Source organism: Mesorhizobium sp. Ca11 (assembly GCF_020165275.1).
Taxonomy (GTDB): domain Bacteria; phylum Pseudomonadota; class Alphaproteobacteria; order Rhizobiales; family Rhizobiaceae; genus Mesorhizobium.
In genome coordinates this window covers 68114-80582 of the sequence record NZ_JAIUHU010000006.1, presented here as the reverse complement: position 1 = coordinate 80582, position 12469 = coordinate 68114, and the positions used below count along the sequence as shown (strand labels likewise).

Genomic DNA, 12469 nt, shown 5'->3' with positions numbered 1-12469 from the left:
GCGAATCATCCGCTATCGCTCGGCCGCCATGGCCGCGATCGTCTTCTTGGCGCGCTGGATCGAGGCCGGGCTCATGCTGAGCTCGGTCAGGCCCATCCCGATGAAGGTGGGGATCAGGTCCGGACGGCCGGCAGCCTCGCCGCACATGCCCACCATGATGCCGGCGGCGACACCCGCCTTCGCCGTCAGCTCGATCGCCGACATCACGGCCGGATTGGTGACGTCGTTGAGCTTGGCGACCGTCGGATTGAGACGGTCGGCGGCCATGATGTACTGGGTCAGGTCGTTGGTGCCGATCGAAAAGAACGCCACCTCCTTCGCCAGTGCCGGCGCGATCAGCACGGCGGCTGGCGTCTCGATCATCACGCCGAGGTCGAAGCTCGCATGCGGCACGCCTTCGGCCTTCAATTCAGCCGCGCATTCGTCGACCAGCGCGCGCGTGCGCGTGACCTCCGCGATCTCCGAGACCATCGGCAGCATCACCTTGATGTTACCGTGGACGGCGGCGCGCAACAGCGCCCGCAGCTGCTTCTTGAAGATGTCGGGGCGGTCCAGGCACATGCGGATGCCGCGCCAGCCGAGGAAGGGATTCTCCTCGTCCGGAAATTCGATGCCGGCGATCGGCTTGTCGCCGCCGATGTCGAGCGTGCGCACGATGACCGGATGCGGCGCGAAGGCCTTGGCCAGCGCGCTGTAGGTTTCGGCCTGCATCTCTTCCGACGGCAGATGCATGTGGCGCATGAAGAGCAGTTCGGTTCGGAACAGGCCGACCCCCATGGCACCTGCTTCCTGCGCCGTCTCGATCTCCTCCAGCGAGCCGATATTGGCCGCGACCTCGATCACCGTGCCGTCGGCGCGCGTCGGCGTCACGCCTTTGAACACTTTCAGCCCGGCGCGCTCCTGCGCGGCAGCCTCGACGCGCCGGGTGAAGTCAGCCTGCGCGGTCTCGTCAGGGTCGACGATCACATGCCCGGCACTGCCGTCGATCGCAACCTCTTTGGCGGTTCGCAGCTCGTTGACCTTGTCGCCCAGACCGAGCACCGCCGGGATGCCGTGCGAGCGGGCGATGATGGCAATGTGCGAGGTGGCGCCGCCATGGCCGCAGACCACGCCGCCGATGCGCTTCAGCGGCGCGCGCGCCAGATCCCAGGCGCCGATGTCGTCGGCAATCAGGATCGCGCCCTGCGGGATGGTTTCCAGGCTGACTTCGTCCTGGCCGAGCAGCGCCAGGCAGATCTGCCTGCCGACGGCATGGACGTCGTCGGCCCGGGCGTTGAGATAGTGGTCGTCGACCGCGCCGAAATCGGCGGCAATGGTGGCCGCCGCGCCGATGACGGCGGACACCGCGTCATCGCCTTCCTTGATCAGCTTCTCCGCCTCGCCGGTCAGGCTGTCGTCGGCGGCGATGTCGCGCAAAGCGGCGACGATGCCGCGGTCGCCAGCGGAGAGATTGTTCTCGGCAAGCGTGCGGTCCATGCGCGCCTGGACGCTGGCGACGGCGCCGCGGAAGCGCTCGAGCTCGCCGTCGATCTCATCGGCCGGCAGGCGTCTGCCCGGTCCCTCGATCTCCGGCGGGAAATGGGCAAAGGCCGGCCCGATCGCCACGCCCTCGCTTGCGGCGACGCCTTGAAGTTTCGGGGTTCCATCCACCGCTGCGGCAGAAGGCTGCGCGGCCTCACGAGCGGGCGCCGGGGCTGCGGCTTGCGAGCCCTCATCACCCGCCTCGCCCTCGTCGTCGAGGCCGGCGCGCGGGTTCTCAAGATAGCCGATCAGCGCCTCAATCGCCTCGATCGCGTCGGCGCCGTTGGCGCGCACGGTGACTTCCTGGTTCTCCTTGACAGCCAGGAGCATCAGCTTGACCGAGCTCTTGGCGCTGACCGCCTTGCCGTCCTTGACCAGCTCTACGTCGGATTCGAAACCCTTCGCAAGCTTCACGAACCGCGTGGCGGGACGGGCGTGCAAACCTTCGTGCACTCTGACGATGGTCGAGCGTTCCATGGCAATTACTCTAGGCTTGGGCGCCGTCGACAGACAGCGCGGATATTATCAGGCGGCGATGGTGATGACAGCGCCTGGCGTCAGCGCCGCCACGAGCGCCCCGGTGTCGACCTCGGATGCGCAAACCTCGCCCGGCCTTTCGGCCTCGGATGCTCCGTTGAAGGAGATCACGACATGACCCATTTCCCGGACCTTGCTCCAGGCCGTGGAGCCGACCGCCGTTATCGTCGCCGAAACCGGTCCGAGCGTGATCGACGCGCCCTTTTGCGGCGCGTCGTCACTAGGCCCCTGCTCTGCCAAGTGCAGCACCGAGACTTCGGCGAGTTCAGGAGGCGAGCCATCCGCGAACAGGATGACCACGCCGCCTTCGGCGAGGTCCGCCACTTCGGGTCCGACAGCAGTGACCCGTGTCTTGAGAAGAACCGACATATGGCGAACCTCGTTGTTACGCGTTTTTAGAACACGATCAGGGAGACGATCCATGCGATCAGCACGGAGACCGGGCCCATGATCTGGCGGCTGATGAGCACCGCCGGCACGCCGATCTCGATCGTCTTCGGCTTGGCTTCACCGAGCGCCAGACCGACGGGAACGAAGTCGCAGCCCACTTGGGTGTTGTAGGCAAACAACGCCGGCAAAGCCATTGCGGGCGAGATGGTGCCGTTGGCGATCTGCGGCCCGATGATGGCGACGCCGATGACCTGGGCGATGACCGCGCCTGGGCCAAGGATGGGCGACAGGAACGGCAGGCCGCAGATGGCCGAGATGACCAGCAGGCCGACGATGTTGTTGGCCAAGGGTCCCATCGGCTGTGCCAGCACGTCGCCGATGCCGGTGTAGAGGATCAGGCCGATCAGCATGGTCACGAAGGCCATGAAGGGCAGCACGTTGCGGATAACCTGATCGATGGTGCGGCGGCCGGAGTTGAAGAAGATGCCGACGACACGGCCCATGACGCGGCCGATCGAGCTGATCAGGCCGATAAGCCCGCCTTCGCTCGGCAGCGGCTCGGCCGCCCTGGCAGTGGTGTTGTTGCTTGAACTCATCGATGCTGCTCCCCCCGCAGTGGTGACCGCCTCGGATCCGTCCGCCATTGTGACGTTGGCCGGCTTCACGCCCGAAACGTAGATGTCTTCCGTGATGAACTGGGCGAGCGGACCCGCCTGGCCGACCGGCGTCAGGTTGACGGTCGGGATACGCTTGCGCGGATAGACGCCGCAGCGCGCGGTGCCGCCGCAGTCGACGACGACGACCGCCATCTCGCTTTCGATCGGCGGCGACTTGAAGCCGTCGACCGCTTCGGCGCCAGTCATATCGGCGATAAGCTGCGCCACCGGATGAATGCCGCCGCCGGTTACCGACACGACCTTGTTGCGCTGTTCGGTCGGCTCGATGACCAGAGGCCCGCCCCACCCGGTGGAGCCCCTCGAGATCTTTACTGCCTTGTATGTCTTGGCCATGGTGTCCTCCCGCCCTTAGAGCTCGACGCCCTGGCGGCGTGCCATGATGGCCGTGATGCGTTCGGTCAGGATGCCCTTGAGCAGGATGACGACGAGGCCGACGATGGCGTACCAGATGGCCACCTTGACGTGATAGCCGTTGGCGATGACGCCCCGCTTCTCGAGATCGAGCAGCGCGACCAGCATGCCGCCCCAGACGAAATATTCGCCGGGGTTGATATGCGGGAACAGGCCGAGTGGCGGATGCACGTAGGACACCGCCGCGTCGTAGAAGGCAGGCTTGTGCTTTTCTTCGAGGAAGGAGCCGAAAGTGTAGGCCATCGGGTTGGTGAGGAAGAACACCGACAGGACCGGCAGCACGGTGTAGCGGGTCAGCGCGATACGGCCGGCGCCGCGCGCCAGGCCGTGGACGCGCTCCTCGCCGACCAGTTCGGTGATGGCGTAGAAGGCGGTCATCAGCACGACCAGCGTCGGGATGATGCCGGTGACGAAGCCGGCGAACACTTCGCCGCCCTTCTGGAAGATGCCGATGAAATATTTGCCGATGGCGGTCAGCCAGCCGAGCTGCTCTTCCTGCTGCACATTCTTCAGCTGTTCCTTGAGCTGATCGGCGGTGACGGGCGCATTGTCGGTCGTCGCCTGCGCCAGGACCACGAGATGGTCGGTAGCATGCTCGACGCCGAGCTTGCCGTGCCAGGCAGCATCCGAGACCATGGTGCCTGCGATATGCAGGTTGTGCACCGCCAGATCGGCATGCTGCGCCAATAACGAAATTACAGACATTTCTCCTCCTTATGACCCCCGCCGGTCATTCCCAGCCGGCTGCCGGCGTCGCTTAAGCCCTTGCTACGTTCAAACCGGACAGGCCCGGCTTCTTCCCCGGCTCCGACCGTGCGCGGTCGATCTGCTCGATCGCCCGTTTCACGGCCTCGGCCACACCGGGTTCCCCCTCCCCCATGATCGCAGGGTTGGACCGGAGTCGATCGAGGGGAATCCCCTCGAATTCTTCATGTCGCTTGAACTTGGTGAGCACCGAACGGCCGCTCATGACCATCATGCGGCGCACGATGAGGTCCGGCGTCACGACGACGAGCGCGATGGTGCCCTTGGCGAGCCGGCCGCGGAAATTGCCGGCTCCGACAAAGCCGTCCTTGAACTCTCCGGTGACGCCTTTGAAGACGTCCGCATAATGCCGCATCTGCAGCCAGACGCCCAGTGATTGCAGCGCCCAGACAACAAACAGCAGAAGCAGTGCCCACTGCCAGATCGCCATTTCGGTTTCCTCCCGATTCTCTTCCTCCGGCACATATTGGACGGAGGCGAGATGACCCGAAAGTGAGAACATTTGTTTCCTAGAATGTCAACATGTATTATATTAGCCGCCGTAACGCTCCACAGGCGGCTGACCGATTTCGGCAACGGCAGCGCCTGTGCTAGCCTGTCGTCAAACGGGATCAGAGACATGGATCTGCCTTTCAGGCACGAACTGGCGCTTATGCCGGACCTTCGTCACCGGCTGCGGCAGCTGCGCTGGTTTCGCGCCACATTCCGCAGCAGCGCGAAGGTGGTGTCGGAAACGTTCGGCGTTCGTTTCGAGATCGACGAGGCCAAGCTGACACGCGCCTTTCTCGACTGGATCGACGTCATGGAAGCGCAGAAGCGATTCGCAGCTGTCGACCGCGCGGACTTCATCGTGTTCGCCGCCGGGCTGGTGCTGCGCGAGCTGATCCGGCAGGCGCCGGCGCGGGAGATCTCAGGACTCACCGAAATGATCGAGACCGAAGCCAATGCTGGCACGGCGGAAATCGTGCGCTTCTGGCCGGAGGGATTTCTCTATACCAACTACTGCGTGTCGGCGATTCTGGCTGTGCACGAGCAGGAGTTCGGCACGGCGCCCAGCATCGACAAATGCGCCGACGACCTGCGCACTTGGTGGTCCTACCGTGAGAACGCGACGGAAATGCCCGCCTATGCCGTGGCCTTCCTCGACCGCTTCCTCGGCGCCGAGCCCAACTGGATCACACCCGATCGTGCGCAGTCGCGCCAGGCTATGCAGCGCGCGCTTGGATCCACGCCGGCCAGCGAGGCGCTGCGTCAGCTTTGATGCGCAGGAGATGCATCCGCCTCACTATTGAACATCTGACTTTTTATCGATAGCGATGTGCTTATTGGCACAGAGGCCGGGAGAAGCGCGTGGCGCAACCTAGACTGATTTTCGATTGCGACGGCGTTCTCGTCGACAGCGAACCGCTGGCCGCCAAGGCCTATGAGCGCGTCTACGAGAAGCATGGCATGCCCGGCGTCCATGGCGGCATCATCGCGCAATGCATCGGCATGAAGCAGGCCGACATCATCGTCAAAATCAAGGAACTGACCGGCCATCAGTTCCCGCCCACCGCCGACGGCGACATCTGGGCCGAGACCAAGCTGCTCTTTTCGGAGGAGCTGAAGCCGACACCGGGGATCCTGCCGTTCCTGAGCGCGCTTGCCGGCGACCGCTGCGTCGCCTCGTCATCTTCGGTCGAACGCATCAACCACAGCCTGTCGGTGACCGGACTGTCGCGCTTCTTTGGCGAGGCGATCTTTTCCTCCTCGATGGTCAAGAACGGCAAGCCGGCGCCCGACATCTTCCTCTACGCCGCCGAGAAAATGGGCGCGAAACCCGCCGACTGCATCGTGGTCGAAGATTCGCCTTTTGGCGTCCAGGGCGCGGTTGCGGCCGGCATGATCGCGATCGGCTATACCGGCGGCGGGCATACCTATCCCGAGCACGGCGCCCGGCTGAAGGCCGCAGGCGCGGATTTCGTCTGCGCCGACTGGCACGACGTCAGCCGGCAGTTGGCCGGGCTTGGTGTCCCGGCCTGAACTAGCGGAGACTTGGGAAGCGACGCCGCGTCCACTCCCCAGGCGGGACCAATCCCCCCACGCGGAAGTTGAAGGACAGGACCCTCGTTGCATCGGCGTCGACCTCGCAGCGGAAGCTCAGATCATACCACTGGGTTGTCGTGCTGAAGGCAGCCTGCGGAGGGTTAAGAACATTGCCCTGCTTCAGGGGAATGGTCGGCAGCCATTTGGGCGAGTAATCGGCACTCTGCAATTCCTGGTTCAGAACATTGGCGCAAAGATTGGCAACGCGCTGATCGCGCGGCACGTTCTCCATCGAGCTTGTGGCAAACGCGTTGCCGGTCGCACCTGGCGAGTAAAGCTTTCTGACGCCCGGAAGGCCGGAATAGATCGGCGATCCCGCGACCTCGCTGTCGGCGGGGCTTGAGCTTCCCGGGTTTCCCCTTGGCGCTCTCAAAGCTCTTGCGGATTTGAACTTCATAGCTTTGGAAGGCTTGGGCTTTGCCTTTTCGGCTGGCGCAGGCTTGTCGCCGGCCTCGGCCGTCAACGGCTTTGGCGTTTCGGCAGCTTGCTTTTCGGCGGTTTGCGGCTGCTGTTTGTCAGTGTCCTCGGTTGCCTGCTTCTCCTCGCTTTGCGCGGGTTTTTCGTCCGGCGCGGTGGTTACCGGCTTCTCTTGAGCCTCGTTGGTGTCCGCCTGCTGCTCGGGCGTTGCAGGCGGAGCCGGCTGGTTGGGCGCGGGTTGCGATGAGACGGGCGGCTTCGCGGGTTCATCCTTGGGCGGCGACGGGGCGTTGGCCGGCGCGCTGCCGCCGTCGGGAGATTTCTCCGGGCCGGTATCCTTCTCGCCATATTGGAAAACGCGCTTCAGAACCGGAATGTCGTCGGGTTTCGGCGGCTGCGGCGGTGGCTTTTGCACGGCTTGCTCGGGCGGCTTTTCAGCCTTCTTTTCAGGCTTCGGCTCCGGCGGCTTTGGAGCGGGCTTCGGCTTGGGCTGCTCGGGCGGCGGCACGATCGCGACATTGACCGGCTGTTCCTGGTGATCCGGCTGTTGATCGGGTCTCGGCAGACCAAAGAACAAGAATGCTGCGATCAAGGCATGCAGGAATAGCGATGCGGCCAGGGCCCACCGCCAATTCCGAAACCATTCCCGCATCTTGCCGTTCATTGCGCCCGATGTGGAACGAAATGACGGCGGCTTCAAGCGCCGGCAGGGATTTGCGGTAGCTGCCGGCCTGACAAGTCGGTGATCGGAGGGCCTGTGGCGTAAGCAAGCCGGATCAAGGCCCTGCAGGGATTGGCTTACACCAGCATGCCCATCGGGTTTTCGATCAAGCGCTTGAAGGCGCCGAGGAGTTCCGCGCCAAGCGCGCCGTCGACGGCGCGGTGATCGGTCGACAAGGTCACCGACATCACGGTGGCTATCTTGATCTCGCCCTTCTTGACCACCGCCCGCTCCTCGCCGGCGCCGATTGCCAGGATCGTCGCATGCGGCGGGTTGATGACGGCGGCAAAGTCCTTGACGCCGAACATGCCGAGATTGGATACCGCCGTCGTGCCGCCCTGATATTCTTCCGGCTTCAGCTTGCGGCTCCTGGCGCGGCTGGCCAGGTCCTTCATCTCGTTGGAGATGACCGACAGCGTCTTTTCGTCGGCATGCCGGATGATCGGCGTGATCAGGCCGCCGGGAATCGACACGGCGACGCCGATATCGGCGTGCTTGTGCTTGACCATGGCGTTCTCCGTCCAGGAGGCGTTGGCATCCGGCACCGCCATCAGCGCCATCGCCATGGTCTTGATCACCATGTCGTTGACCGAGAGCTTGTAGGCTGGCGCCTCGCCCTTCTCGGTCTTCCGCATCGGGGCTGCGGCATTGAGCTGCGTGCGCAGCGCAAGCAGCGCATCGAGCTCGCAATCGAGCGTCAAATAGAAATGCGGGATGGTGGACTTCGCTTCGACCAGGCGACGCGCGATGGTCTTGCGCATATTGTCATGCGGCACGAGCTCGCAGGAGCCTTCGGCGAACAGCTTCAGCACCTGGTCGTCCGAGATCGGCTTGGCTGCGGCCGGAGCGGACGGGATTTCGACCGGAATCTCGGTGGCTGGCTGACCAGGGGTGGCCGCGGCTTTCGCGGCGACTGCGGCTTCGACGTCGGCGCGCACGACGCGGCCGCGCGGACCGCTGCCTTGTATTTCGGCTATCTTAAGACCGGCTTCGCGAGCCAAGCGGCGCGCCAGCGGCGTTGCGCGCTCGCCTTGCGATTGGCCGATCTCCCCCCCCGTGGGGGGGATGCCCGGCAGGGTAGAGGGGGGCGCGAAGGAACGAGACGTTGGCGGGACAGCGCCCCCCTCTGCCGGCTTCGCCGACATCTCCCCCACTAGGGGGGAGATTGGCGCCCTGTTCTGCGGCGTCGTTCCTGATTCATAGACCTCGTCATCGGCGTAAATCCAGGCGACGGGCTCGCCGACCGGAATGTCGACGCGCTCCTTGCCGGTGACGTTGCGCAGCGTGCCGCTGGCCGGCGCATCGATCTCCATCGCTGCCTTGTCGGTCTCGATTTCGAAAAGCACGTCGCCTTTCTTGACGTGCGAGCCCTCCTCGGCGAACCAGCGCGAGATCTGTCCGGTCGCCATGTCCATGTCGACCTTGGGAAGAATGACTTCGGTCGGCATCGCTCAGCGGACCCCTTTCACGAGGTCGCGCGCGGCGGCGATGATGTCGGGAACTTGCGGCACCGTCGCCTTTTCCAGATCCGGATTGTAGGGGATCGGCGTCTCGGCGCCGCCAAGGCGCACGATCGGCGCATCGAGATAGTCGAACGCCTCGCTTTCGGCGACGAGCGCGCTCACTTCCGCGCCGATGCCGAGCGTTTTCACCGCTTCGTAGACGCAGAGCAACCGCGAGGTCTTCTTCACGCTGTCGATCACGGTCCGCCTGTCGATCGGGCGGATCGTGCGCAGATCGACCACTTCGATGTCGATGCCCTCGCCTTCAAGCACAGCCGCGGCGTCGAGCGCCTTCTGCACCATGATCGATGTAGCGACGATGGTGAGGTCGCGGCCTTCGCGGCGGATCTCGGCCTTGCCGATCGGCACGGTGTAGTGGCCTTCCGGCACATGGCCCTTCATCTTGTAGAGCAGCTTGTGCTCGAAGATCATGACCGGGTCCGGATCGGCGACCGCGGCAAGCAGCATGCCCTTGGCGTCGTGCGGCGTCGCCGGCTGGATGACCTTGAGGCCGGGCACATGGCCGAGCCAGGCCTCTAAGCTCTGGCTGTGCTGCGCGGCGGCACCCGTGCCCGAGCCCGCCGGGAAACGCATCACCACGGGAACCGAAACCTCGCCGCCGAGCATGAAGCGCATCTTGGCCGCCTGGTTGACGATCTGCTCCATGCCGAGCGTGGCGAAATCCGAGAACTGGAATTCGAAGATCGGCCGCATGCCGGTGACGGCCGCGCCCACCGCGACGCCGGCGCCGCCCAGTTCGGAGATCGGCGTGTCTATAACCCGCTCGGTGCCGTAGCGCTCGACGAGGTCGCCGGTCACCTGGAAGGCGCCGCCATAGACACCGATATCCTCGCCCATCAGGAAGACACGTTCGTCCATGTCCATGGCGATCGCCATGGCTTCCTGGATCGCCTGGGCGTAGCTCAGTTCACGCAGCGTGGCATCCATCACGCTTGCTCCGTGTAAACATAATTCTGCAAGGTGGCGATCTCCGGCGTCGGGCTCGCCTTGGCAAACTCGATGCCGTCGGCGATCTCGTTGGCGACCACGTCGCGGATCGTCTGGATGCCCTGGTCGTCGATGAAGCCGAAATCGCGGAGTTCCGTCTCGAAGAGCGTGATCGGATCGCGGTTCGCCATCCAATCCTCGATCTCTTCCTTGGTGCGGTAACGGTTGCGGTCGCTCTTGGAATGGCCGCGATGACGGTAGGTCTTGGATTCGATCAGCGTCGGCCCCTCGCCGGCCCGCGCCCGCTCCACGGCCTTGAAGGACGCCTCGGCGACCTCGGAGAAGATATTGCCGTTGACGATGACGCCCGGCATCGAATAGGCGGCCGCGCGCTCGGCGATGTTCTTGACCGCTGTCGAGCGCGCCGTCGAGGTCGACATGCCGTAGCCGTTGTTCTCGCACACGAAGATCACCGGCAGCTTCCAGACCGCCGCCATGTTCAGCGCCTCGTGGAAGGCGCCCTCATTGTTGGCGCCGTCGCCGAAGAAGGAAACCACGACCTTGCCGGTCTTCATCATCTTGGACGAGAGCGCGGCGCCCACCGCAATCGGGATGCCGCCGGCAACGATGCCGTTGGCACCGAGATTGCCCTTGGCGACATCGGCGATATGCATGGAGCCGCCGCGGCCCTTGCAGTAGCCGGTGGTCTTGCCGAAGAACTCCGCGAACATGCGGCTGACTTCGGCGCCCTTGGCGATGCAATGGCCATGGCCGCGATGCGTCGAGGTGATCTGATCGTCCGCAGCGAGCGGCATGCAGATGCCCATGGCGCTGGCTTCCTGGCCGATCGACAGGTGCATGGTGCCGTGGATGAGGCCTCGCGTGTAGCACTCTTCCGCGCCCTCTTCGAAGCGGCGGATGAGGTACATCTTGTGAAGCACCTCCCTCAGCTGCTCCGGACTGTACTGGCGATAGACGAAAGGCAGGTTGGCCCGGCTATCCACGACGGCGGCTTTGCTGGCTCCAGCCATGATCACGCCTCCACGGCGCCGTAAACGAGCTTGTCCTGGCGGGCACGCAGCTCGGCGATCTTCGAGCCCGGCGCGGGCGCCGCGTTGGCATAGGTGATGAGCTCGCCCTTCTTGATGGGTGCAGTCACGGAGCCGCCCTGCAGCAGGCCGCAGGGAACGGCGCGCGCCGCATGGGCTTCCGGAGCCGTCATGATCCAGGCGCGGTAGCAATATTCGCCGATGGCATCGAGCTTGTCGCCGGGCTTCAGATCCTTCTTGGCAACGGCGCAGACTTCGGCCACGGGCTTGGCCAGCGGAACCATGTCGGCCTTGCCATAAAGCACGACACGGGCGCAGGTAAGCGGCACTTCCAGCGAGGTGAGGTGATAGGGACGATGGAAGGTGAAATACGGACCCTTGCCCATCTTCAGGTCTTCCATGCGCTCCGAGATGCGCGGATGCGACATGTCGGCGACGACGAAGACGCCGGGCGCCACACCCTTGCCGATCGAATAGTCGACGACGCCAACCTTCGACAGCACGCCGCCGTCCTTCTCGGGCACCAGCACCTTCGACAATTCGCCGAGCGTCGCCGCCGGACCGTGCATGCCGGGCTTGTCGGGCACCAGCCCGGTCGCATTGGCGATCGCCGCCATCTCGACCATGGTCTTCGAACCGTCGACGAATTCGACCAGCATGCGCACGTTCATGTGCCGGCGCTTCGCCTCCTCCTCATAGTCCGGAGGCGTGGCGTCGATGTTGAGCGGATTGTTCTTGCCCTTGCCGGCGGCAACGATCGGGTGGCCCATGGCGGAGACGAACTCGATCAGCTCCATGCATGAAGACGGCTCGTCGCCGGCGCCCAGCGAGTAGGTGACGCCGAGGCGGTCGGCTTCGCTCTTGAGATAGGCGCCTATGGTGACGTCGGCCTCGACATTCATCATCACCAGATGCTTGCCATGCTCCATGGCGCGCAGGCCGATCTCGGCGCCGACGGCCGGAACGCCGGTCGCATCGATGACGACGTCGATGAGGTCGTTGCCGATGACGAGGCTGGAATCGTTGGTGACGGCGATCTTGCCGGCCTCCATGGCCGACGTCATGGCCGATGCGCTCGAAACCTCGCGCGCATGGCCGGTTTCCTGGAAGGCGATATCGACGGCCTTGCCGGCGGCCGGCAGGTTAAGTTCGGAAATGGCGCCGATCTCGATGCCGGACATGTGGGCGACGCGGGTGACGATGTCGGTGCCCATTTCGCCCGAGCCGATCAGGCCGATGCGAATGGGCTTGCCGGACTTGGCGCGCTCCTCGAGGTCACGGGCAAGGCCCGTCAACGAAATATTGGAAGCCATGCCGCTTATTCCTCCCACATCGCATGCTGTTTGATCGCTTGACGGGTATTGAACATCTGTATTTCTGTCAAGACTAATGTCCAAATCTTTGACCATCCTCGACGCTTTTCGAGTCGGTTGACGCGCGACGGCG

12 protein-coding genes are annotated in these 12469 nt (G+C 64.4%); 2 read left to right on the top strand and 10 right to left on the bottom strand.

Features of this window, described 5'->3' with window-relative positions; genetic code table 11:
- Window positions 1-12 precede the first annotated feature (12 nt).
- From ptsP to LB538_RS12550, 5 genes are read right to left on the bottom strand one after another with little or no spacing between them, the layout of a single operon-like run.
- Window positions 13-1998: a phosphoenolpyruvate--protein phosphotransferase gene (gene ptsP, locus LB538_RS12570; protein ID WP_224530609.1), complete on the bottom strand. Its 1986-nt coding sequence runs from the start codon at window positions 1996-1998 to the stop codon at window positions 13-15.
- Between the two features lie 48 nt (window positions 1999-2046).
- Entirely contained in the window at window positions 2047-2427 is a 381-nt protein-coding gene (locus tag LB538_RS12565; protein ID WP_224530611.1) for a PTS glucitol/sorbitol transporter subunit IIA, read from the bottom strand.
- Window positions 2428-2453: 26 nt separating this feature from the next.
- Entirely contained in the window at window positions 2454-3458 is a 1005-nt protein-coding gene (locus LB538_RS12560) for a PTS glucitol/sorbitol transporter subunit IIB (protein ID WP_224530614.1), read from the bottom strand.
- A gap of 15 nt (window positions 3459-3473) precedes the next feature.
- On the bottom strand, window positions 3474-4241 hold the full coding sequence (locus LB538_RS12555; RefSeq protein ID WP_224530617.1) for a PTS glucitol/sorbitol transporter subunit IIC: 768 nt from the start codon (window positions 4239-4241) through the stop codon (window positions 3474-3476).
- A 52-nt stretch (window positions 4242-4293) separates the two neighbouring features.
- Complete coding sequence (locus LB538_RS12550; RefSeq protein WP_095767894.1) at window positions 4294-4731, bottom strand: transcriptional regulator GutM; 438 nt, start codon at window positions 4729-4731, stop codon at window positions 4294-4296.
- Window positions 4732-4920: 189 nt separating this feature from the next.
- Between LB538_RS12550 and LB538_RS12545 the strand changes: the two genes are divergently transcribed.
- Window positions 4921-5562 carry a hypothetical protein gene (locus tag LB538_RS12545; protein WP_224530619.1) on the top strand — a complete coding sequence of 214 codons (642 nt, stop codon included), beginning with the start codon at window positions 4921-4923 and terminating at the stop codon, window positions 5560-5562.
- Window positions 5563-5651: 89 nt separating this feature from the next.
- Complete coding sequence (locus LB538_RS12540; protein ID WP_095767659.1) at window positions 5652-6323, top strand: HAD family hydrolase; 672 nt, start codon at window positions 5652-5654, stop codon at window positions 6321-6323.
- A gap of 1 nt (window position 6324) precedes the next feature.
- Here the strand turns inward: LB538_RS12540 and LB538_RS12535 are convergent, their stop codons facing one another.
- From LB538_RS12535 to LB538_RS12515, 5 genes are all read right to left on the bottom strand, one after another.
- On the bottom strand, window positions 6325-7467 hold the full coding sequence (locus LB538_RS12535; RefSeq protein ID WP_224530624.1) for a DUF930 domain-containing protein: 1143 nt from the start codon (window positions 7465-7467) through the stop codon (window positions 6325-6327).
- 134 nt (window positions 7468-7601) lie between these two features.
- Entirely contained in the window at window positions 7602-8972 is a 1371-nt protein-coding gene (locus tag LB538_RS12530; RefSeq protein WP_224530628.1) for a pyruvate dehydrogenase complex dihydrolipoamide acetyltransferase, read from the bottom strand.
- A gap of 3 nt (window positions 8973-8975) precedes the next feature.
- Window positions 8976-9974, bottom strand: a complete 999-nt coding sequence (locus LB538_RS12525; RefSeq protein WP_224530631.1) for an alpha-ketoacid dehydrogenase subunit beta — start codon at window positions 9972-9974, stop codon at window positions 8976-8978.
- Window positions 9974-11005: a thiamine pyrophosphate-dependent dehydrogenase E1 component subunit alpha gene (locus LB538_RS12520; protein WP_224530634.1), complete on the bottom strand. Its 1032-nt coding sequence runs from the start codon at window positions 11003-11005 to the stop codon at window positions 9974-9976. The genes LB538_RS12525 and LB538_RS12520 overlap by 1 nt, the downstream gene beginning before the upstream one ends.
- 2 nt (window positions 11006-11007) lie before the next feature.
- Window positions 11008-12336 (bottom strand): NAD(P)H-dependent oxidoreductase, encoded by a 1329-nt coding sequence (locus tag LB538_RS12515; RefSeq protein ID WP_224530637.1) that lies wholly within the window; start codon window positions 12334-12336, stop codon window positions 11008-11010.
- Between the last annotated feature and the right edge of the window lie 133 nt (window positions 12337-12469).

Excerpts from the sequence above, each read along its gene's own strand:
- LB538_RS12560 (WP_224530614.1), bottom strand. The coding sequence starts at position 3,458 with ATGGCCAAGACATACAAGGCAGTAAAGATCTCGAGGGGCTCCACCGGG.
- LB538_RS12520 (WP_224530634.1), bottom strand. The coding sequence starts at position 11,005 with ATGGCTGGAGCCAGCAAAGCCGCCGTCGTGGATAGCCGGGCCAACCTG.
- LB538_RS12515 (WP_224530637.1), bottom strand. The coding sequence starts at position 12,336 with ATGGCTTCCAATATTTCGTTGACGGGCCTTGCCCGTGACCTCGAGGAG.
- LB538_RS12525 (WP_224530631.1), bottom strand. The coding sequence starts at position 9,974 with ATGGATGCCACGCTGCGTGAACTGAGCTACGCCCAGGCGATCCAGGAA.
- LB538_RS12545 (WP_224530619.1), top strand. The coding sequence starts at position 4,921 with ATGGATCTGCCTTTCAGGCACGAACTGGCGCTTATGCCGGACCTTCGT.
- LB538_RS12535 (WP_224530624.1), bottom strand. The coding sequence starts at position 7,467 with ATGAACGGCAAGATGCGGGAATGGTTTCGGAATTGGCGGTGGGCCCTG.
- ptsP (WP_224530609.1), bottom strand. The coding sequence starts at position 1,998 with ATGGAACGCTCGACCATCGTCAGAGTGCACGAAGGTTTGCACGCCCGT.
- LB538_RS12555 (WP_224530617.1), bottom strand. The coding sequence starts at position 4,241 with ATGTCTGTAATTTCGTTATTGGCGCAGCATGCCGATCTGGCGGTGCAC.
- LB538_RS12565 (WP_224530611.1), bottom strand. The coding sequence starts at position 2,427 with ATGTCGGTTCTTCTCAAGACACGGGTCACTGCTGTCGGACCCGAAGTG.
- LB538_RS12550 (WP_095767894.1), bottom strand. The coding sequence starts at position 4,731 with ATGGCGATCTGGCAGTGGGCACTGCTTCTGCTGTTTGTTGTCTGGGCG.
- LB538_RS12530 (WP_224530628.1), bottom strand. The coding sequence starts at position 8,972 with ATGCCGACCGAAGTCATTCTTCCCAAGGTCGACATGGACATGGCGACC.